We start from the raw sequence: 20100 nt of genomic DNA on the forward strand, positions 1-20100 counted from the left end.
TAAATCGCGCCGACGGAATGGAGGCTCCTCAATTGAATCGGCCCGATTTGCCGTTCTTCTCGGGCAGAACGGTAAATTCCGTCGACTGAATTCGACGCTGCTCGTGTGCGTCGGATTCGGAGGCTCGTGTCAGCGGGCGCGGCGGGCGATGGCGGCGCGCACGCGTGCGACGAGCGTGCGGGGCGTGGTGAACAGCATCGTGCGGGTGACCCGGATGACGATCCAGCCATCGGCCTCGAGCCGCGCGTACCGGTCGATGTCGCTCTCCCACTGCTGATCGGTGTTGTGATGGGCGCCCTCGTATTCGACGGCGATCTTCCACTGCGGATACGCCATGTCGACCCGCGCGAGAAACTCGCCCACCGCGTCGAACACGTCGTGGTCGAGTACCGGCTCAGGCAGTCCGCCGTCGACGAGCGTGAGACGCGTCCAGGTCTCAGGGCGCGACGCCGACCCGGTTCGTACCCTCGGCAGTGTCGCGCGCAGCAAGGCGATCCCTTCGCGCCGCCCGGCGTTCATCGCCGCGGCGAGCTGCGTTCTCGACGCGAGCCGGATCGGAACGGGCTGCTTCGGCCGACTGTGCGGAGGCCGCGTTCTGTGCACGAAGTGGTCCGCCACCGCGATGAGGTCGTAGGGATGCCGCAGCACCGGCGCGAGCGTCGCCCACGTCGACGCCGGGGTCGCCATGAGCAGCTTCGACACCGGATGTCGGATGGTGTTCGAGAGCTCGGGCCGAACGGCGCGGCCGCAGATTCCGGCCGCCCGCGGCGCGCGCTTGGGCCAGTGCACCGCGACCTCGAGCACGTCGGGATCGATCTCGGGCGGCTGGTCGTCGGCGGACCGGAACAGGCGAGTCGGGACCGGAGCATCCCACAGGACGGCCGCCGTGATTCCGAAGTAGAACGCTCCCTCGTTCATGACCGGCGCGTACTGCGCGGCCAGCGTGTGGATCCGTGTCGCCTCGGCGCTGCGGGGATAGGCGCGACGGGCGTCGGCTTCGACGTCGGCGATGAGCGTCGCCCCCGCGACCGCTCGGGCGCCGTGGAACGTGAGCTCGACGTCGCGGTGGCGCAACCGTGACCGACTCATCCCCGCACGCAGTGCGGCACTCACGCTGAACGCTGCACCCAGTGCTGCGGGGAGTTCGTCGGCCGTCATGAAGACACCGTTGCATGGATTCAGGTTCGCCCGTTCCCGTTATCCACAGGCTGCGGCATCCATCGCCGACACCCCGCGACTTCCGCCCGCGCGTCAGTCGACGCGATTTGCAGAATTTCGCGCGTGGAACGGCAAATCGTGTCGACTGAACCGGAGGGAGAAATTCAGTCGACCCGACGTGCGGCTTTTCACCGTGAGGAACGGTAAAACGCGTCGACTGAATCCCTACGCAATCGCCGTGCGGCGGGTGAGGTCGGCGTTGCGAGGCGGGATGATCCAGGATGCCGCGGCCATCACCGCGGGCAGGCCGAGCGCGATCGCTCCGAGCCAGAGCCACGGGATGTCGGCGAACTGCAGGTAGTCGCTACTGGTCTGCGTGATCGCCCACGCGGGGATCAGCCCGGCGAGGGTGCCCACCACGGTGCCGATGCCCACCACGATCAGCGCCTGCCAGCCGTTGACCCGGCGGCGCAGCCTGGTGGTCGCTCCGACCGCCGTGAGCGTGCCGTCGTCCGGCCGGCGCTCGAAGCGCGCGAGGCCGAGGCAGATAGCTCCCGCGCCGAGCACCAGCACGCCCGTGACGGCGACGATCGCCCACATCACCGGGTTGATCGGAGCGGGTCCACGCTCCACCGTGACGCTGAGGCTCCCGTCGCCCGGCAGCAGGGTGTTCTCGGCGTTCGCGGTCATCGCGTCGACGACGGCGTCGGTGGGCGGTTCGGAATACGTCGCATAGATTGCCTGCGGCTGCAGCCGGATGCCGAGCTTCTCGGCCGTCGCGGGCGCGATGATCGTCTGCAGGTTGCCCTGCGGGTGCGTGAGCGGCACCACCCGCGCCGGTACCTCGTGCACCGCGGCCGGAGAGGGTAGGCCTGTCGGCGCCGGTTTGCCCCCGTCATAACCACCGGCGTCGTAATAGGCGCTGCGTGCGTTGTTGTAGTCGTTGAGGCCGGATGCCGTCCATTGCACGAGCCGGACCCTGTCGTCCGTGCCGATGAAGTCACGCCACGCCGAGACGACCAGCGCCGCTCCGTTCCGATATGCGGCGAGGTCGCCTGCGGGCACCCGCTCGCCGAACACGGTCGCGAGGTCGTCGGGGTCGACGATGCTCACTCCGCCCGCGCCGTCCAGCGACATGGCGGCGTCCTGGCCGGTGAGCTCGGGGGATGCCGCGACGGTCCAGACCGCGAACCCGGGGTCGACCGGCTCACCGGTTTTCGGATTCGTGGGCGGGGCCGCGGGCATGTCGATGCGGACGGTCGCCGAAGGATTCGACGGCGCGAGCAGAGCCTCGGCCGTCTCGACATCAGCGTCGGCATGCGTCAGCACGTCGCCCGCCCAGATGCCGACCGAGACCGTGCCGTCGTGGCCGGTCCAGCCATACTGCCGGTTGTTCGACGCGGTCGTCATGCTCGTCAGGCTGAGCGAGAGCGATGCGATGAACACGCACGCGGCGATGGCGGCGAACGCCGGCACCACCCGTGACGGGTTGGCCGCGGCATCCCGCCCCGCGATGCGCGGGCCGATGCCCAACCGCGAGAGCACCCTCGAGATCATCGTCAGCGTCCAATGCCCGCCGACGATGAACCCGATCTGGAAGATCACCGGCCCCAGCGCGACCGCCATCAGCAGAGGGACGCGCAGCGGGTCCGCGTAGTCGGGCTGGTCGATCGCGTTCAGCGCGGCGATCCAGATCGCACCGACCACGGTCGCCGCAAAGCCCGCGATCATCATGCCGAGTGCCCACAGCGGCCGCCGAGGATTGAGCCTGGCAGGGCGGCGCGCGCCGCGCAGCGCCCCGATCACATCGCCCCGCGACGCCGCACGTGCGGGCGCGATCGCCGCGAGCGTGCCGACGACGACGGCGAACACGACGACGGCGAGCACGAGCGACCAGGGCACGCGGATGCCCCAGTTGCCCCAGAACGACCCGCGCACGCCGTCGTCGACGACCGCCATGAAGGCCGCCGACAGGCCGACGCCCAGGGCCGCTCCCGCGATGCCGGCGACCAGACCCAGCACCGTTCCCTGCAGCATCACGATGCGGAACGTGTCGCCCCGCACCGCGCCGACGCTGGTCGCCACGGCGAGGGATCGCTCCTGCCGACGCGCCGACACCGCGAATGCCGCTCCGGCCAGCAGCACGACGAGATAGCCGCAGAACACCGCCGCGATGCCGCCGATCAGCAGCGTCTGCCACTGGCGGCCCGGCTGCTCGTAGGCCAGCAGCGCGCCCTGCGGCGGGTCGATCGCCAGATCCCGGGCATAGGCGACGAAGCCCTTGTGGTTCATGCCCTGCAGCTGCGTGTAATCGGGCTGCCAGTCCACGGCGTACCAGCGGGTGGAGCCTGGCTGCACGGCATCCTTCGCCGCCATCGGCAGGAAGACCATGTCGTCGGCGGGGAACGTGTCGAGCTGGCGCAGTGTGCCGGTGATCCGGAAGGATCGGTCGGCATCGGGCACCATCACGTCGTCGCCGATGACCGCGCCCAGGCGCTCGAGCAGGCCGGGCGTGACCATGGCCTCGTCGTCCGAGGTCGGCGCCGCGCCGTCGATGATCGTATAGCGGCCCGCGAAGACCGGGTCCCAGACGGGGCCGAGCGTGGCCGCGACCTGGCCGATACCGGTCGCCGTCTTCACGACGGCCGAGGCGAACACGTCGAGTGGGATCACTCGGGTGCCCGCCGGGATCACACCGCTCGGGTCGATCGGAGCTTCGCCGGTGGGGGCGGCGGGCGTCTCGCCAGATGCGTCTGACGGGCTGGCCCGGTAGCCGGGCTCATCCACCGCCTGCCGCAGGTTCGAATCAGGCGGGCCGGCCACCTCGATCCACGACTGCGTCCGCCCGAGTTCGAGTTCCGCGCGCTGGGCCGGGGTGGCCATGTGGCTCTCGGCGAACACGGCAGCCCCCGCGAGCCCCATCACCGGCAGCGCCACCAGCGCCATCACCAGCAGGCTCGACCCCTTCGTGCGCCACACCTGGCGGCGAGCGATCCTGAGGTCGACGCGCCAGCGCGCCCAGCGGCTGGGGCGCGGGCGGCTGGGTGTCCCACCACTGGGGCTTGCGGCATCCTGGTCCGCGGCACTCTGATTCGCGGCATCCTGCCGTCTGACCTTGCGCGTCACGGCGCCTGCTCCTCGCCCGAAGCGAGGGGATCCGACCAGACGAGGACCGGATCACGCGAAAGCATCCTCGTTTCGTGAGATCCCCTCGCCTGAAGCGAGGAGACGTGCCCGCCGCTCATGCGGGCATCCCGGCCAGCGAATCCACGCCGTCGCGGCGCGACTCGTCGACGATGCGCCCGTCGCGCAGGAACACGATGCGGTCGGCCCACGCGGCGTGGCGCGCCTCGTGGGTGACGAGGATCGCGGCGGCTCCGGCATCCACCCGCGTGCGCAGCAGTTTCAGCACGAGCTCGCCGGTCACCGAGTCGAGGGCCCCGGTCGGCTCGTCGGCGAGGATCAGGCGCCGGCCGCCGACGACGGCGCGGGCGATCGCGACGCGCTGCTGCTGGCCGCCCGACAGGTCGTCGGGGTAGGCGTCGACCTTGTCGGCCAGGCCGACGGAGGCGAGCGCATCCCGACCCGCACGGCGTGCCACTCGGGCTCGGAAGCCGTCGAGCTCCAGCGGCAGCGTCACGTTCTCGAGCGCCGTGAGGGTCGGGATGAGATTGAAGTCCTGGAACACGAATCCCAGGGAGCGGCGCCGCAGCAGCGCGAGGTCGCGGGGCGACGCCGTCGACAGGTGGCGGCCTTCGACGATCACCTCGCCGGAGGTGGGATGCTGCAGCCCGCCCGCGATGGAAAGCAGGGTCGACTTGCCCGACCCCGACGCGCCCATGATCGCCACGAGCTCGCACTGGGCGACCTCGAGGTCGACGCCCGACAGCGCCGAGACGCTCGTCTCGCCGATGCCGTACTGCTGGGTGATGCCGACCAGGCGCAGAACCGTCTCGCTCATCGGACCGTCTCTTTCGTGGGGGCGGCGGCCGGGCGCCCGCGCTTGGGCAGTTCGGTGGACAGTTCCAGCGTCATCGCGCGGCGCGGGTGCAGCGCGAGACGCTGCTCGGTGTGGTCGAGCCAGCGGACCTCGGCCTCGGCCGCGAAGATCATCGAGTCGACCACGAGGGACCAGGCCAGCTCTTCGGGGCCCTCGGGGTCGGCGCCGGCGTACTTCGCGCGGTTGAGCTCCTGCAGCTGGGCGAGCGAGGCCCGGCGCTGGGTCTGGATGACCTCGGTCACATCGACCCCCGGCAGGGTGGCGGCCAGCGCCAGCTTGATCGCCAGCTCGTCGCGCGTGCCCTGTCCGCGCGCGACGGGGGAGCCCAGCCACGAGCGCACTTCGTCTCTGCCGGCATCCGTGATCTCGAAGAACACGTGCCCCTGCGCGTCGGTCTCGCCCTTGGCGACCAGGCCGTCGCGCTCGAGGCGCTCGAGCGTGTTGTAGATCTGGCCGACGTTCAGCGGCCAGGTCGAGCCGGTGCGCCGGTCGAACTCGCTGCGCAGTTGGTATCCGTAGCAGGGACCCTGGTCCAGGATCGCCAGCAGGCTCTGCTTCACCGACATCCGCGCGCCTCCTTGTGCATGCCGAGTATGTAGTTGCCGAGTATATACATACCCGGCAATCCGCGGTGGGCTCGCCGCTGGTCTGCGGCGTGTCGGTATGTGCAGAACATGGATGCCACAGCACTGCCGAGCCGACCTATCCGCATCGTCCGCCCGACATGGGTGTGGGCAGGCGGCACGCTGATCGTGGGAACCCTGCTGCGGATGATGCTGCGCGGGGTCGGTGGCAGGTGGGGGGTCGGGGTGACCCTGGGCGCGGCGGCGTGGATCCTGTTCGCCGTCGGTCGCGATCGCGTCGTGGCGGGCACCTCCGGCGTCGTGGCCCTGTTCGTGCTGGCGCTGTGGCCCCCGCTGAGTCTGATCGTGTGGCAGATGCTCGCGGCCGGACTCGACGCGAACGGCCGCGCGGCCGACGTGGTGGACGATCGCCGGCACGGTCGATGCGAACATTCCCGCAGCGGCGGCGGTCGTGGCCGCCGTCGGCGTGTGGCGCGGCGGTCGCGTGCCGCGCGAGTTCCGGATGGCACCGCTGATCGCGGCCGGGCTGTGCATCGTGCCGTCGGCCGCGGCATCCGGCATCAGGGTTTATCCGCCCGCCGACTGAGAGGCTGTTGACCGCCCCCCTCACGCGTAGGGTGAAGAAATGGATGCCGCAGCCCCGGCGACCGGCTCGTCACGCCTCGCCCGCCCGAGGTGGGTGTGGGCGGGCGTGTGCCTGATCGCGAGTGTGCTCACCCTGCTGATGTTGAGCGCCGTGCGACCCACTTTCGTCGTGACGGCGGTAGCCGCCGCGCTGTGGTGTGTCGCCGTCATGATGCTGGCCACCGGCTCGGACAGCGTCGTCGCGCGCCGACGTGCGGGGAAGGTCGTGCTCATCGTGATCGCCTTCTGGCCGCCTCTGATCGGTGCGGTTGCGGTCGTGGGACCGCTTCTGGCGCTGCCGGCCGACCTCACCGCCGATATTGCTCGGGTGCATCCGCTGCTGGACGTCTTGCCGCTGCTGGGCGCCGAGCTCATCCCCGATGCCCTCGTGATCGCCGCCGCGGTTCTCGTGAACCGCGCACGTGTGATCGGCCCCGGACTGCGCCGCGTCGTGGCGGTCGCCGCCGCCGTGTGGGCCCTGCCGGGCCCGGCGTGGTTCGCCGTGTTCGTGTGGATCGTCCCGTCTGACGACTCGATCATGTACTGGATGCCGTTATGGGGGCTGCGCGCGCTGTGCGTCGTGGGCATTGGGGTGGGCGCGGTGATCGCCGGAGTGCGCGGCGGTGGGCGGCGGATGCCGTCGGCTGTGGTGACGCCTGCGCCGTGAACACCTGGGCCGGCTGAGCGACGACGGGATCAACCGGCAGGCGCCGGTGCCGGCGTCCTGCCGCCCCATCGCTGCCAGCACCCTCAAAGGTCGCCGATGGATAACATGGGTAGGTGTGCCCGGGCGCGACCCGCACGTCTGACCACCCGATAGATGGAGATCCTCCGTGGCCAACCCTCTCGAGAAACTGCTTCGTGCCGGCGAAGGCCGGCTGCTGCGACGCCTGCAGCAGGTCGTCAAGGCCGTGAACGCGCTCGAAGACGAGTACTCGGCGCTCACGGACGACGAGCTGCGCGACGAGACCGCGCACTTCCGCGAGCGGTACGAGAAGGGCGAGACGCTCGACACGCTCATGCCCGAGGCGTTCGCCGCGGTGCGCGAAGCGGCCAAGCGCACGCTCGGCCAGCGGCCCTACGACGTGCAGATCATGGGGGGAGCTGCCCTGCATCTCGGCAACATCGCCGAGATGAAGACCGGTGAGGGCAAGACCCTCGTGGCGACCCTGCCCGCGTACCTCAACGCGATCGCCGGCGAGGGCGTGCACATCGTCACGGTCAACGACTTCCTCGCCAGCTACCAGTCCGAGCTGATGGGTCGCGTCTTCCGCGCGCTCGGCATGACCACCGGCACGATCATCTCGGGCCAGACCCCCGACGTGCGCCGCGAGCAGTACCTGGCCGACATCACGTATGGCACGAACAACGAGTTCGGCTTCGACTACCTGCGCGACAACATGGCCTGGCAGCAGCAGGACCTCGTGCAGCGCGGCCACTTCTACGCCATCGTCGACGAGGTCGACTCGATCCTCATCGACGAGGCGCGCACGCCGCTGATCATCTCGGGTCCGTCGTCGGGCGAGGCCAACCGCTGGTTCACCGAGTTCGCAAAGGTCGCGCGCACCCTCCAGCCCGGTGTCGACTACGAGGTCGACGAGAAGAAGAAGACCGTCGGCGTGCTCGAGCCCGGCATCGAGAAGGTCGAGGACTACCTCGGCATCGACAACCTCTACGAGTCGGCCAACACTCCGCTGATCTCGTTCCTGAACAACTCGATCAAGGCGAACTCGCTGTTCAAGCGCGACACCGACTACGTCGTGATGAACGACGAGGTCATGATCGTCGACGAGCACACCGGCCGCATTCTGGTCGGCCGCCGCTACAACGAGGGCATCCACCAGGCCATCGAGGCCAAGGAGGGCGTGCCGGTCAAGGCCGAGAACCAGACCCTGGCCACCGTCACGCTGCAGAACTACTTCCGCCTGTACGAGAAGCTCGCGGGCATGACCGGTACCGCCGAGACCGAGGCGGCCGAGTTCATGTCGACCTACAAGCTCGGTGTCGTTCCGATCCCGACGAACAAGCCGATGATCCGCAAGGACCAGCCCGACCTCGTCTACAAGAACGAGCAGGCCAAGTTCGACCAGGTCGTCGAGGACATCGCCGCCCGCCACGCGAACGGCCAGCCCGTGCTGGTCGGAACCGTCAGCGTCGAGAAGAGCGAGTACCTCTCGCGCCTGCTGGCCAAGAAGGGCGTCAAGCACGAGGTGCTGAACGCGAAGAACAACGCGCGCGAGGCCGAGATCGTCGCGCGCGCGGGACGCCTGGGCGCGGTCACCGTCGCGACCAACATGGCCGGTCGCGGCACCGACATCATGCTCGGCGGCAACGCCGAGTTCATGGCCGTGCAGGAGATGAAGGCCAAGGGCCTCGACCCCGAAGAGACGCCCGAGGAGTACGAGGCCGCGTGGGACGAGGTGTACGCGTCGGTGAAGGAGCGGGTGGATGCCGAAGCCGAGCAGGTCGTGAAGACCGGCGGCCTGTACGTCCTGGGCACTGAGCGCCACGAGTCCCGCCGCATCGACAACCAGCTGCGCGGACGCAGCGGCCGCCAGGGCGACCCCGGCGAGAGCCGGTTCTATCTGTCGCTGACCGACGACCTGATGCGCCTGTTCCAGTCCGGCGCCGCCGAGGCGATCCTGAACCGCACGAACTTCCCCGACGACGTCGCGATCGAGTCGAAGATGGTGTCGCGGGCGATCAAGAGCGCGCAGTCGCAGGTCGAGGCGCGCAACGCCGAGATCCGCAAGAACGTGCTCAAGTACGACGACGTCCTGAACCGCCAGCGCGAGGCGATCTACGCCGACCGGCGGCACATGCTCTCGGGCGACGACATCGCCGACCGGGTGCAGCACTTCGTCGAAGACACCGTCAACGACATCATCGACCAGCACACCTCGACCGGCCACACCGAGAGCTGGGACTTCGATGCGCTGTGGACCGAGCTGAAGACGCTCTTCCCCGTCAGCGTCACGATCGACGAGGTCGTCGCCGAGGCCGGCACGAAGGGTCGCATCACGTCGGAGGGCCTCAAGCGCGAGATCCTCTCGGACGCGAAGATCGCCTACGACAAACGGCAGGAGGCGCTGGGCGAGCCCGCGATGCGCGAGCTCGAGCGCCGCGTCGTGCTGCAGGTGCTCGACCGCCGCTGGCGCGACCACCTGTACGAGATGGACTACCTCAAGGACGGCATCGGCCTGCGGGCCATGGCCCAGCGCGACCCGCTCGTGGAGTACCAGCGCGAGGGCTTCCAGATGTTCGAGGCCATGATGGGCCAGATCAAGGAGGAGTCGGTCGGCTACCTCTACAACCTCGAGGTCGAGGTGCGTGCGCAGGCCGAAGGCGAGCTGGATGTCGAGGCGAAGGGTCTCGTGGCTCCCGCGCAGGACGGGCAGCGGCTGGAGTACTCGGCGGCGAACGACGCCGGCGAGGTCGAGGTGCGCAACGACCGCGGCCAGGTGCAGCAGGCGGCGACCGATCGGCTGCGGCGCGCCGCAGCCGCCGCGGCCGCGGCATCCGCCCCGCAGGAGCAGCCCGCGCAGCCGACCCAGCGCGGAGCGTTCGGTCAGCCCACCGCGGCGCCCGACGACTCTCCGCAGAACCGCGCACAGCGTCGCGCGGCCGGCCGCGGCAAGTAGCCTGCTGCCTGGAGCGCTCGGCGCGGAGGCCACAGGCGGCGGCAGTAGTCTTTACGGATGACACCGCTTCGCCCGCTCGACCAGTCGACCAAGCTCAAGGACGTCCTCTACGAGATCCGCGGAGCCGCCCTGGTCGAGGCCGGCAGGCTCGAAGCGGACGGGCACACGATCCTCAAGCTCAACACCGGCAATCCGGCGATCTTCGGGTTCGACGCGCCGTATCAGATCGTCCGCGACATGATCGAGGCGGTCCCGTACGCGCACGGCTACAGCGACAGCCGCGGCATCATGCCGGCCCGCCGTGCCGTCGTCTCGCGCTACGAGCAGATCCCGGGCTTCCCGAAGTTCGACCCCGACGACGTGTTCCTGGGCAACGGCGTCTCAGAGCTCATCACGATGACCATGCAGGCACTGCTCGACACCGGCGACGAAGTGCTGATCCCGTCGCCGGACTATCCGCTGTGGACGGCCATGACGAGCCTGGGCGGCGGCGTCCCGGTGCACTACCGGTGCGACCCCGAAGGGGACTGGCAGCCCGACCTCGACGACATCCGCGGCAAGATCACCGAGCGCACCAAGGCGATCGTCGTGATCAACCCGAACAACCCGACCGGGTCGGTGTACACGCGCGAAACGCTGCAGGGGATCGTCGACATCGCCCGCGAGCACTCGCTGCTGCTGCTGGCCGACGAGATCTACGACCGCATCCTGTACGACGGCGCCGAGCACATCAGCCTCGCCACACTCGCACCCGATCTGCTGTGCCTGACGTTCAACGGACTGTCCAAGACCTACCGCGTGGCCGGCTACCGCAGCGGCTGGCTCGTCGTGACCGGGCCGAAGGCGCACGCGAAGGGGTTCCTCGAGGGGATCAACCTGCTCGCATCGACCCGCCTGTGCCCGAATGTGCCGGCGCAGCACGCGGTGCAGGCGGCGCTGTCGGGCGTGCAGTCGATCGACGCCCTGATCGGCCCGAGCGGGCGGCTGCACGAGCAGCGCGACATCGCCTGGCAGGGACTCGAGGCGATTCCCGGCGTGACCTGCTACAAGCCGCAGGGAGCGCTGTACGCGTTCCCGCGGCTCGATCCCGAGGTCTACGAGATCCGCGACGACGCGAAGCTGATCTACGATCTGCTCGTGGCCGAGCATGTGCTGGTCGTGCAGGGCACCGGCTTCAACTGGCCGACGCCCGACCACTTCCGCATCGTGACACTGCCTGAGCCGCGGGTGCTCGCCGACGCCGTGGAGCGGATCGGCAACTTCCTGGTCTCGTACAAGCAGCGGTAGTCACAGCAGCGCGAGCGACGAGGCGCGCCACCGGCGATCCAGGCCCTCGAGCCGGATCGCGACGGCGCGCGTGCGCGCGGGACCGCCGATGACGACCACCGCCTCGACGACGTCGACGGCGGGCGAGGTGCGATGCACCGACCGGATCGCGTGCACCGGGCGGGTCGCGGTCACGCCGCGGGCGCTGCGGGCACGGGCGGCGAGACCGGCGCGGGTCACGAGCGAGCGGAACGCGTCCTCGGTCATCCACCGTGCGAGCTGGTTGACGTCGCGCACACCGGCGAGCACCTCGAGCACGCCCTGGGTGAGGTTGCGCAGGAGCGGGTCGGGGTCGGGCAGGGCCGAGGCCGGGGTGCGTTGCGCGGCTCCCGGGTCTCGTTCGTCCACCCTTCTTCGCACCGCCAGGGCTGCTGCGGACCTCGTCGTCATACGGCTTGCCTCTCTCGCTGCCCCGGGCGAGACCGAGGGATGTCAGGTCCGATCAAGTACAGCACACAGGCAACTCCCAGCCAGATGAGAAGCCTCTCACCTGTGGATAACCCGACACGCCCCGTCACGGTCCCGTACTCTCGCACCGTGCGATGGGACCGGTTCTTCGAGGACCTCGAGGATCAGCTCGACTCCGAGTGGGAGGCCGAGCGCGCCGCGCTGGACTCCGAGGCGGAGCGCCTGCGGCTCGCGCGCCTGGAGCTGCGCGACCGCCTGCGCACCCTCGGCGGCTCCGGCGGCCCCGAGCTGTCGATCGAACTCGTCGGCGGCGCCGCCGTGCGCGGCCGACTCGGCGCCGTCGGGGCGGACTGGCTCGGCGTGATCGCCGCCGACGGCCGGTCGGGCATCGTCCTTCTCGCGCTGCCCGCGGTGCTCTCGTTCGGGATGCCGCAGCCCGACCTGCTGCGCAGTGCCCGGGCGGACGCGGCATCCGTCTCGCCCGCCACGCTGCGCGAGCGCATGACGTTCGGCTTCGTGCTGCGCGACATCGCGCGTCGCCGTGCGCCCGTGAGCGTGCAGCTGTGCGACGGGCGCGTGCTCGCCGGAACGATCGACCGCGCCCTGGCCGACCACGTCGACCTCGCGCTGCACGATCCGGGCGAGCCGCGTCGCGCGACGGCGGTCGCGGGTATGCGGATGATCCCGCTCACCGGGATCGCGGCGGTACGGCTCGAGCAGCCGTACCTCGAACTCTGACGCGGGCGCGATCGGGTCGGGACGGCTCGGTGGAGTCGGCTCAGTCGGGTCGGCGCACGTCGCCGGTGCCCCACAGCTCCGGGAAGCTGGCGGCGTTCGACTGCCGCCACAGGGCCATGCGGCGGGTCTGCTCGGCCTGTTCGTCGAGGTAGGCGATCACGCTGTCTTCGGCGATGCGCCACTGCGGCGGACGGCCGACGCGCACACCGCGCAGCTGGCCGTCGATGGCCAGGGCGATGACTTCGTCGACGGTGATGCCGAGGGCTTCGGCGACGTGGGCGGGGGCGACGAGACGTGCGTCGGGTACGGACGTGTCGGGCATGCGTCAATTATGGCGACGAAGCACTGTTGTGCAGGCTGGGAATCCGCCCCTGTGGATAACTTTCGACGTCGATCTCGCGGATGCGCGACGATGGACCGCATGAGCGCTCTCGGCAGCCATCCCGCCACTTCCGACGCCCATCCCGTCGTGCGCTCCCGCCGGCGCCTGTTCTGGACCGATGCCCGCTTCTTCCTGGGCGTCGTGCTGATCGTCGCGTCGATCGCGGGCGTCTGGGCGGTCGTGACGCTGTCGCGCCAGACCAGCCCGGTGTATGCCGCCGCGCACACGATCGTCCCCGGGCAGGCCGTGACCTCGGCCGACCTCACCGTGGTCGACGTGGCGCTGGGCACCGCGCGCGACACGTACCTGGCGCCGGGCGCTGCGCTGTCGGATGCCGTGGCCACCCGCACGGTGCACGCCGGCGAGCTCGTCCCGGCGTCGGCGACGGTCTCGGCGGCGACGTCGGCGGTCACCAGCGTCGTCGTGCACAGCAGCGTCGACGTCCCGAGCGGCGTGCGCACCGGAACCGATGTCGAGCTGTGGTCGGCCGAGCAGAAGGAGCGCGGCGTCTACGCGGCGCCGCGCGTGCTCATCCCACGGGCGACCGTCGTGTCGGTCGTGCGCGACGACTCGATGATCGGCGGCGGGACGGCGGCGATCGAGCTGGTCATCCCACGCGAGGACGTCGCGGCGGCGCTCGAGGCGATCTCGGCGCAGGCGGCCCTCTCGATCGTGCCGGCGGGGGCGGCGCGATGACCCACGTGATCGTCGCGGTCGACGAGCCGCGCGGCGCCGAGCTGGCGGCCGAGCTCGCACGCGCCGGCGTCGAGGTGCCGACGGTGGTCGCCCCGGCCGAGGCCGCCGACGCGCTCGAACGGCTCGGAGGGCCCGACGCGCTCGTGCTCGCGGTGACGCGCCACACGCTCGAGGCGTCGCTGGTCGCCGCGTGCGACCGGGCGGGGACCCGCATCCTGCCACTGTGCGCCGGCGAGAGCGAGGCGCGCCTGGCCGCGGCGTTCGGGCTGTCGCCGCAGCTTCCGGCAGACGCCGAGGGGTGGATGGTGGCCGACGCGCTGCAGTCCGCACCCGTCGGCGCCGCCGACCGGGCCGCGCCGCACGGGCCGCGCGTCGTCGCGGTGTGGGGTGCGGCCGGCGCCCCGGGCCGGTCGACGATCGCCGTGGAGCTGGCCGCAGAGCTCAGTCGCGGCCGGCGCCAGGTGTGCCTGGCCGACGCCGACACGCACGCGCCCTCGATCGCGCTCATGCTGGGCCTGGCCGACGAGGGTCCCGGATTCGCCGCTGCGTGCCGCAGCGCCGAACGCGGCGGGCTCGATGCCGTGGAGCTCGCCCGCATCAGCACCCCGGTGACGATCGGCGACGGCTCGGTCGACGTGCTCACCGGCATCAACCGCCCCTCGCGCTGGCCCGAGCTGAGCGAACGCCGGGTCGGCGCGGCGCTGGCAGCGTGCCGCGATTGGGCCGACCACACCGTCGTGGATGTGGCATCCAGCCTGGAACGCGATGAAGAGATCGTCAGCGACCTCACCGAAGGGCCGCGGCGCAATGCGGCCACCCTGGCGGCGCTGCGCGCGGCCGACCAGATCGTGGCGGTCGTGGCCGCAGACCCGCTGGGCGTCGCCCGCTTTCTGCGCGCGCACGCCGAACTTCGCGCGACGGTGGGATCCGTCCCGATCGCCGTGGTCGCCAACCGGCTGAGGCCCGGCACGCTCGGCATCGACGCGCACGGGCAGGTGCGGCGGACGCTGGAGCGCTTCACCGGGATCCGCGACGTGTGGTTCGTGCCGCAGGACCCGCGCAGCGTCGATGCCGCGCTGCTGGCGGCACGGCCGGTCGCAGACGTCGCGCCCAAGGCGCCGCTGACTCTCGCCGTGCGGCGCCTGGCCGCCGAGGCCATCGCGCCGCCCGCGCCCCGGCGTGCACCGCGTCGGGCGAAGCGGGCGCGGGTGGTGACGTCGGAGGGCGCCGCCGCAACGTAGGCTGATCAGCGTGCCGACCCTCACCGACCTCGTCTACGCCCAGGGCCTGTCCGACGCCGCCGACGTCGAATGGCTGCACCGCCTCGCGGGCGACTGCCAGCTGCTCGCCGACCTGGCCTTCGCCGACATCGTGATGTGGGTGCCGACCGCCGACGAGTCGTTCGTCGCGGTCACGCACACCCGTCCCGGGGGAGCGGCGACCCTGTTCTATCGCGACATCGTGGGCGAGCGCGTGCGTCCGCAGTGGCGGGCGCAAGTGCGCTCGGCATTCACCGGCGGCCAGATCGTCGACTCGGCCTCGCCCGACTGGTTCGAAGAGACGCCGACGCGGGTGCGCGCCGTGCCGATCGTCCGCGAGCACGCCCGCGCCGGCGAGAAGCCCGTGGTGATCGGGGTGCTGACCCGGCACACGAACCTCGGCGAGGCGCGCACGCCCTCACGCCAGCAGATCACGTTCAACGACTGCGCCGACGATCTGTTCGGCATGATCGCCGCGGGGGACTTCCCCGACCTGTCGGCCCCGACCGGCCCCCGGCGCGGCGCGCCGCGCGCATCGGATGGACTGATCCGCCTCGACGTCGACGGCATGGCGACGTTCGCGAGCCCCAACGCGCTCTCGGCGTTCAACCGGCTCGGGTTCGACGACGAGCTCGAGGGCCAGTCGCTCGTCGAGGTGGTCACCGGCATCCTTCCCGAGAAGCGGCAGTTCGACGAGTCTCTGCCGCTCGTGGTGACCGGCCGCGCACCCTGGCGGGCCGACATCGAGGCGAACGGGGTCACGATCTCGCTGCGGACGATCCCGCTGCGCGACCACGGCACCCGGATCGGCGCCATCGTGCTGTGCCGCGACGTGACCGAGATGCGCCACCAGGAGCAGGAGCTGATCACCAAGGACGCGACGATCCGCGAGATCCATCACCGGGTGAAGAACAACCTGCAGACGGTGGCGTCGCTGCTGCGCATCCAGGCGCGTCGCACCCACTCGGACGAGGCGCGCGAGGCGCTGACCCAGGCGATGCGGCGCGTGTCGGCGATCGCGGTCGTGCACGACACGCTCGCACAGGGCCTGGCTCAGAACGTGGACTTCGACGAGGTGTTCCAGGCGGTGCTCAAGCTCGTCGCCGAGGTCGCCGCCGCGCCCAACACGCACGCGCACACACGCACGACCGGCAGGTTCGGCACGCTGCCCAGCGAGTACGCGACGCCGCTGGCCCTCGCGCTGACCGAGCTCGTGACCAACGCCGTCGAGCACGGCCTGGCCGGCAAGGAGGGCGACGTCGAGATCGTCGCCGACCGCACCGACCACATGCTCGAGGTGCGCGTGCGCGACAACGGGGTCGGCCTGCCCGAGGGGCAGGTGGGCCGGGGGCTGGGCACGCAGATCGTGCGCACCCTCATCCAGGGCGAGCTGAGCGGGTCGATCGACTGGCACACCCTCGCAGGGCAGGGCACCGAGGTGACGATCGAGATCCCACTGCGCTACATCGACATCGACGACGCCTGAGCTACGGCGGGATACAGCCGCGGGGATTCAGGATGCGCGGCGAGCGCGGGCGGCGCGGCGCTTGAGGGCGCGGCGCTCGTCTTCGGACAGGCCGCCCCAGACGCCCGAGTCCTGACCGGTCTCGAGGGCGTACTGCAGGCAGATCTCGGTGACGGTGCACCGGGCGCATACGGCCTTCGCCTTCTCGATCTGCTCGACCGCGGGGCCGGTGTTCCCCACGGGGAAGAACAGCTCGGGGTCGACAGTGAGGCAAGCGGCTTTGTCGCGCCAATCCATGGATGTGCTCCTTGACTGAGAGAGTGTCACGTCGTGTGGGGTATGCACCAGGGTGGTTTCGGGTTCCGATAGCCTGGAGGTCGTGCGAGCAGTGCTCGCCCCACGCCGCTGTGGGAGCACACAACCGTTCCATGGTTCCATAGCGAAGCACACGAATCAAGGGTTTTCTTTATATTGTCAGGTGCACGAACAAACCCCGCTGCGCGGGTCGCGGCGACGGTTCTCGCCGTCGAGACGGTCGGCGTCTTCGGCCTCGCGATCTGGCAGGTACTGGCGCTGCTGGCCGGTGACGTCGAGTCCGCGACGAGCGCGATCGCGCTGATCGTGCTGACCGTGATCGGGGCCGTGGCGATCGGCGCGTTCGCCGTGGGGGTGCTGCGCGATGCGTCGTGGGCGCGCAGCGGCGGTGTGGTGATGCAGCTGCTCGTGCTCGCCGTGGCCCTCGGCGCGGTCACCGGGGCTTACGCGCATCCGCTGATCGGGCTGGCACTGGCCGTGGTGGGCCTCGTGGGCCTCGTCCCGCTCATCATCGACGTGCGCCGCGCCGGACGCGAGCGCCGCGAGTCCGAGCACGACGACGACGAGCACTGAGACGCGTCTTGTGCCGGACCGCCCGGTTCAGTCCAGGCCGAGCGCCTTGCGCAGCCGGGCGACGTGTCCGGTGGCCTTCACGTTGTACTGGGCGAGGGTGACCGCGCCCGCCTCGTCGAGCACGAACGTCGAGCGCAGCACGCCCTCGATCTTCTTGCCGTAGTTCATCTTCTCGCCCCAGGCGCCGTAGGCGTCGTGCACGGCGTGGTCGGGGTCGCTCAGCAGCGGGAAGGTCAGTCCGTCGCGCTCACGGAACTCGCGCAGCTTGGCGGGCGTGTCGCGCGAGACGCCGATCACGGTGTAGCCGGCCCCGCTCAGCGATGCCAGGCTGTCGCGGAAGTCGCACGCCTCGGTCGTGCAGCCCGGCGTCATCGCGGCCGGGTAGAAGTACAGCACGACCTTGCCGCCGCGCAGGTCGTGGAGCGAGATCTCGCGGCCGTCCTGGTCGGTGAGAGTGAAGTCGGGTGCGGTGTCTCCGGGCTGCAGCTGGGTCATGCTCACAGCCTACGGGCCGCCCGGCGGCCGGCGGTGCTCAGTGCTCGGCGAAGGTCGCCAGCAGCCGCTGCAGCGAGTCCAGGCGGCCGGCGGCGCCGGGGCCGAGGCGTCCGGACTCGACCGCTTCGATGATCGCGCAGTCCGGCGCGTCGGGCAGGTGCGTGCAGCCGCGCGGGCACTCTTCGGCCGCCTCGGCCAGGTCGGTGAACGCGTCGAGGATGTGGGCAGGGTCGACGTGTCCGAGCCCGAACGAGCGCACGCCCGGGGTGTCGATGACCCACCCGGCGCCGTCGGGGGAGCGGTAGCGCAGCGACACCGTCGAGCTCGAGGTATGACGGCCGCGGCCGGTGACCTGGTTGACGTGGCCGGTCGCACGCCCGGCGTCGGGCACGAGGGCGTTCACGAGCGTGGATTTGCCGACGCCCGAGTGCCCCACGAACACCGTGGAGTGGCCGACGAGGGCGGCACCGATATCGTCTGTCGGCATCGCGCCGCGCGCGCTCGTGAACACGCGCAGGTCGAGTCCCGCGAAGTGCGTGAGGAAGTCCGTGGGGTCGGCCAGATCGGTCTTGGTCACGACGAGAAGGGGGCGGATGCCGGCGTCCAGCGCCGCGATCAGGTAGCGGTCGACCAGCCGCTCGCGCGGCTCCGGGTCGGCGGCGGCCACCACGATCAGCATCTGATCGGCGTTGGCGACGATCACGCGCTCGACCTGGTCGGTGTCGTCGGCGCTGCGGCGCAGCAGGGTCGTGCGGTCCTGGATGCCGATGATCCGGGCGAGGGTGCCCTCGCCGCCTGTCACGTCCCCGACGATGCGCACGAGGTCGCCGGTCACGATCGGCCGGCGCCGCAGCTCGCGCGCGCGCACGGCCAGGACGGTGTGCTCGTCGGCCTCGTCCTCGTCGACGAGCACCGTGTACCGTCCCCGGTCGACGCCGAGCACCCGCGCGATGCGCGCGTCCTCGTGCGCGGGACGGCGCTTGGTGCGCGGCCGGTTCGCCTTGGGGTTGGGGCGCACGCGCACGTCCGACTCGTCGAACTCGTCCTTGTCCTCGTCGTCGTCGGTGAGCCAGCTCATGGCGGCTGCGCGGCTAGGCCGCGGCATCCCCCGTCTCGCCGCCGAGCATGCGCGCCCACAGCGTCGGGAACTGCGGAATGGTCTTGGCCGTCGTGCCGATGTCGTCGACCTCGACCCCGTCGACCGCGAGGCCGATGAGGGCCCCGGTGGTCGCCATGCGGTGATCGTGGTGCGCCTTCCACACCCCGCCATGCAGCGCGCGTGGGACGATGCGGATGCCGTCCTCGAGCTCTTCGGCCTCGCCGCCGAGCGCCCGCAGGTTCTCGACGAGGGCGGCGAGCCGGTCGGTCTCGTGGTGGCGGATGTGGCCGATGCCGTGGATCGAGGTCGGCGCGTCGGCGAGGGCGGCCAGGCCCGCGATCGTCGGTGCGAGCTCGCCGGCGGCCGACAGGTCCAGGTCGACGCCGCTGATCCCGCCGCCGCCGCCGGCGACGTGCAGCGCCCCGCCGCGCCGCTGCGTGCGCGCGCCCATGAGCGTGAGGATCTCGGGCAGCATGGCGCCTGGCTGCGTGGAGTGCAACGGCCAGCCGGTCACGGCCACCCGGCCGCCCGCGACCAGGGCCGCGGCCAGGAACGGCGCGGCGTTGGACAGGTCGGGCTCGACGTGCACGTCCTTGCCGCGGATGGGTCCCGCCGGCACCACCCATTCGGTCGCGCTCGGCCGTTCGACCGCGACGCCGCGGCGACCGAGGGCCTCGACGGTCATGTCGATGTGCGGCATGCTGGGCAGCCGCTCGCCCTCGTGCACGAGACGCAGGCCGACGTCGAACCGCGGAGCGGCCAGCAGCAGCCCGGATACGAACTGGCTCGATGCGCTCGCGTCGATCGCGACCTCGCCGCCGCGCACCTGTCCGTGCCCGCGCACCGTGAACGGCAGCGCCCAGCGCCCGCCGTCGTCGATGTCGACGCCCAGGTCGCGCAGCGCCTTGATCATCGCGCCCATGGGCCGGTGCAGGGCGCTCTCGTGCGCCGTGAGCGTGACTTCGCCCTCGACGAAGCCGATCAGCGGTGCGACGAAGCGCATGACCGTGCCGGCCTGACCGCAGTCGATCTCGTCGGCGCCGACGAACGGCGCCACCGGGGTCACGAGCAGATCGTCGCCGAACGGGCCCTCGCCGGGAACCGGATCGATGCCGACGCCGAGTGCGCGCAGGGCTGCGATCATGCGCGCCGAGTCGTCGGAGTGCAGGGGATCGTGCAGCGTGCTGGGGGCGTCGGCGAGGGCTGCAAGCACGAGTTCGCGGTTGGTCAGCGACTTCGAACCGGGCACGGTGACCACCGCGTCCAGGGGCTCGGCGGCCGATGGAGCGCGCCACGACGATTCGGGGGAATACCGGTGGTCGGTCATCGGGTTCTAC

Annotated in this window: 19 protein-coding genes; 9 read left to right on the top strand and 10 right to left on the bottom strand. The window is 71.0% G+C overall.

The genetic code is table 11. From position 1 onward, the window contains the following. Positions 1-129 precede the first annotated feature (129 nt). From AC3RX0_RS01965 to AC3RX0_RS01980, 4 genes are all read right to left on the bottom strand, one after another. On the bottom strand, positions 130-1158 hold the full coding sequence (locus AC3RX0_RS01965; protein ID WP_491504264.1) for an endonuclease domain-containing protein: 1029 nt from the start codon (positions 1156-1158) through the stop codon (positions 130-132). A gap of 225 nt (positions 1159-1383) precedes the next feature. Then, on the bottom strand, positions 1384-4284 hold the full coding sequence (locus AC3RX0_RS01970) for an FtsX-like permease family protein (protein ID WP_491504265.1): 2901 nt from the start codon (positions 4282-4284) through the stop codon (positions 1384-1386). A 115-nt stretch (positions 4285-4399) separates the two neighbouring features. Continuing rightward, positions 4400-5119 carry an ABC transporter ATP-binding protein gene (locus tag AC3RX0_RS01975; RefSeq protein WP_491504266.1) on the bottom strand — a complete coding sequence of 240 codons (720 nt, stop codon included), beginning with the start codon at positions 5117-5119 and terminating at the stop codon, positions 4400-4402. After that, the gene (locus tag AC3RX0_RS01980) at positions 5116-5724 is read right to left on the bottom strand and encodes a PadR family transcriptional regulator (protein ID WP_491504267.1); all 609 of its coding nucleotides are present in this window, start codon (positions 5722-5724) and stop codon (positions 5116-5118) included. Before AC3RX0_RS01980 ends, AC3RX0_RS01975 begins: the two co-directional genes overlap by 4 nt. 108 nt (positions 5725-5832) lie before the next feature. Here AC3RX0_RS01980 and AC3RX0_RS01985 point away from each other — a divergent pair, with 108 nt between their 5' ends. The 4 genes from AC3RX0_RS01985 to AC3RX0_RS02000 all read left to right on the top strand — a co-directional run bounded on the left by AC3RX0_RS01985 (position 5833) and on the right by AC3RX0_RS02000 (position 11294). Next, on the top strand, positions 5833-6339 hold the full coding sequence (locus tag AC3RX0_RS01985; RefSeq protein WP_491504268.1) for a hypothetical protein: 507 nt from the start codon (positions 5833-5835) through the stop codon (positions 6337-6339). Between the two features lie 28 nt (positions 6340-6367). Then, entirely contained in the window at positions 6368-7033 is a 666-nt protein-coding gene (locus AC3RX0_RS01990; RefSeq protein WP_491504269.1) for a hypothetical protein, read from the top strand. A 166-nt stretch (positions 7034-7199) separates the two neighbouring features. Beyond that, a complete protein-coding gene (gene secA, locus AC3RX0_RS01995) occupies positions 7200-10007 on the top strand; it encodes a preprotein translocase subunit SecA (RefSeq protein ID WP_491504270.1) in 2808 nt (935 codons plus the stop codon). A gap of 57 nt (positions 10008-10064) precedes the next feature. Beyond that, positions 10065-11294, top strand: a complete 1230-nt coding sequence (locus tag AC3RX0_RS02000; protein WP_491504271.1) for a pyridoxal phosphate-dependent aminotransferase — start codon at positions 10065-10067, stop codon at positions 11292-11294. Here AC3RX0_RS02000 and AC3RX0_RS02005 read toward each other — a convergent pair whose 3' ends face one another. Then, on the bottom strand, positions 11295-11723 hold the full coding sequence (locus AC3RX0_RS02005) for an Rv3235 family protein (protein WP_491504272.1): 429 nt from the start codon (positions 11721-11723) through the stop codon (positions 11295-11297). A gap of 147 nt (positions 11724-11870) precedes the next feature. Between AC3RX0_RS02005 and AC3RX0_RS02010 the strand changes: the two genes are divergently transcribed. After that, positions 11871-12479: a hypothetical protein gene (locus AC3RX0_RS02010; protein ID WP_491504273.1), complete on the top strand. Its 609-nt coding sequence runs from the start codon at positions 11871-11873 to the stop codon at positions 12477-12479. A gap of 40 nt (positions 12480-12519) precedes the next feature. Here the strand turns inward: AC3RX0_RS02010 and AC3RX0_RS02015 are convergent, their stop codons facing one another. Further along, the gene (locus AC3RX0_RS02015; protein ID WP_491504274.1) at positions 12520-12801 is read right to left on the bottom strand and encodes a helix-turn-helix domain-containing protein; all 282 of its coding nucleotides are present in this window, start codon (positions 12799-12801) and stop codon (positions 12520-12522) included. 99 nt (positions 12802-12900) lie between these two features. On the opposite strand from AC3RX0_RS02015, the gene AC3RX0_RS02020 reads away from it, so the two are divergent. The 3 genes from AC3RX0_RS02020 to AC3RX0_RS02030 are packed head-to-tail and all read left to right on the top strand — an operon-like array spanning position 12901 to position 16302. After that, entirely contained in the window at positions 12901-13557 is a 657-nt protein-coding gene (locus AC3RX0_RS02020) for an SAF domain-containing protein (protein ID WP_491504275.1), read from the top strand. After that, the gene (locus tag AC3RX0_RS02025; RefSeq protein ID WP_491504276.1) at positions 13554-14798 is read left to right on the top strand and encodes a CpaE/TadZ family protein; all 1245 of its coding nucleotides are present in this window, start codon (positions 13554-13556) and stop codon (positions 14796-14798) included. The genes AC3RX0_RS02020 and AC3RX0_RS02025 overlap by 4 nt, the downstream gene beginning before the upstream one ends. 10 nt (positions 14799-14808) lie before the next feature. After that, positions 14809-16302 (top strand): sensor histidine kinase, encoded by a 1494-nt coding sequence (locus tag AC3RX0_RS02030; protein ID WP_491504277.1) that lies wholly within the window; start codon positions 14809-14811, stop codon positions 16300-16302. Positions 16303-16329: 27 nt separating this feature from the next. Here the strand turns inward: AC3RX0_RS02030 and AC3RX0_RS02035 are convergent, their stop codons facing one another. Then, positions 16330-16578: a WhiB family transcriptional regulator gene (locus AC3RX0_RS02035; protein WP_029146319.1), complete on the bottom strand. Its 249-nt coding sequence runs from the start codon at positions 16576-16578 to the stop codon at positions 16330-16332. A gap of 174 nt (positions 16579-16752) precedes the next feature. Between AC3RX0_RS02035 and AC3RX0_RS02040 the strand changes: the two genes are divergently transcribed. Then, complete coding sequence (locus AC3RX0_RS02040) at positions 16753-17169, top strand: histidine kinase (protein ID WP_491504278.1); 417 nt, start codon at positions 16753-16755, stop codon at positions 17167-17169. 27 nt (positions 17170-17196) lie between these two features. On the opposite strand, the gene bcp is transcribed toward AC3RX0_RS02040, so the two are convergent. The 3 genes from bcp to aroA are packed head-to-tail and all read right to left on the bottom strand — an operon-like array spanning position 17197 to position 20090. Further along, a complete protein-coding gene (bcp, locus tag AC3RX0_RS02045) occupies positions 17197-17664 on the bottom strand; it encodes a thioredoxin-dependent thiol peroxidase (RefSeq protein WP_491504279.1) in 468 nt (155 codons plus the stop codon). Positions 17665-17701: 37 nt separating this feature from the next. Next, positions 17702-18742 carry a ribosome small subunit-dependent GTPase A gene (rsgA, locus tag AC3RX0_RS02050; protein WP_491504280.1) on the bottom strand — a complete coding sequence of 347 codons (1041 nt, stop codon included), beginning with the start codon at positions 18740-18742 and terminating at the stop codon, positions 17702-17704. A gap of 13 nt (positions 18743-18755) precedes the next feature. Next, a complete protein-coding gene (gene aroA / locus AC3RX0_RS02055; protein ID WP_491504281.1) occupies positions 18756-20090 on the bottom strand; it encodes a 3-phosphoshikimate 1-carboxyvinyltransferase in 1335 nt (444 codons plus the stop codon). Positions 20091-20100: the final 10 nt, after the last annotated feature.

The sequence above is a fragment of the Microbacterium sp. W1-4-2 genome (genome assembly GCF_058349885.2).

What these genes read in the sequence shown, in the direction of transcription:
- AC3RX0_RS02035 (WP_029146319.1), bottom strand. Translation starts at nt 16,578, where the DNA reads ATGGATTGGCGCGACAAAGCCGCTTGCCTCACTGTCGACCCCGAGCTG.
- AC3RX0_RS01975 (WP_491504266.1), bottom strand. Translation starts at nt 5,119, where the DNA reads ATGAGCGAGACGGTTCTGCGCCTGGTCGGCATCACCCAGCAGTACGGC.
- AC3RX0_RS01980 (WP_491504267.1), bottom strand. Translation starts at nt 5,724, where the DNA reads ATGTCGGTGAAGCAGAGCCTGCTGGCGATCCTGGACCAGGGTCCCTGC.
- AC3RX0_RS01990 (WP_491504269.1), top strand. Translation starts at nt 6,368, where the DNA reads ATGGATGCCGCAGCCCCGGCGACCGGCTCGTCACGCCTCGCCCGCCCG.
- AC3RX0_RS02000 (WP_491504271.1), top strand. Translation starts at nt 10,065, where the DNA reads ATGACACCGCTTCGCCCGCTCGACCAGTCGACCAAGCTCAAGGACGTC.
- aroA (WP_491504281.1), bottom strand. Translation starts at nt 20,090, where the DNA reads ATGACCGACCACCGGTATTCCCCCGAATCGTCGTGGCGCGCTCCATCG.
- AC3RX0_RS01965 (WP_491504264.1), bottom strand. Translation starts at nt 1,158, where the DNA reads ATGACGGCCGACGAACTCCCCGCAGCACTGGGTGCAGCGTTCAGCGTG.
- bcp (WP_491504279.1), bottom strand. Translation starts at nt 17,664, where the DNA reads ATGACCCAGCTGCAGCCCGGAGACACCGCACCCGACTTCACTCTCACC.
- AC3RX0_RS02020 (WP_491504275.1), top strand. Translation starts at nt 12,901, where the DNA reads ATGAGCGCTCTCGGCAGCCATCCCGCCACTTCCGACGCCCATCCCGTC.
- rsgA (WP_491504280.1), bottom strand. Translation starts at nt 18,742, where the DNA reads ATGAGCTGGCTCACCGACGACGACGAGGACAAGGACGAGTTCGACGAG.
- AC3RX0_RS01985 (WP_491504268.1), top strand. Translation starts at nt 5,833, where the DNA reads ATGGATGCCACAGCACTGCCGAGCCGACCTATCCGCATCGTCCGCCCG.
- AC3RX0_RS02025 (WP_491504276.1), top strand. Translation starts at nt 13,554, where the DNA reads ATGACCCACGTGATCGTCGCGGTCGACGAGCCGCGCGGCGCCGAGCTG.
- AC3RX0_RS02005 (WP_491504272.1), bottom strand. Translation starts at nt 11,723, where the DNA reads ATGACGACGAGGTCCGCAGCAGCCCTGGCGGTGCGAAGAAGGGTGGAC.
- AC3RX0_RS02015 (WP_491504274.1), bottom strand. Translation starts at nt 12,801, where the DNA reads ATGCCCGACACGTCCGTACCCGACGCACGTCTCGTCGCCCCCGCCCAC.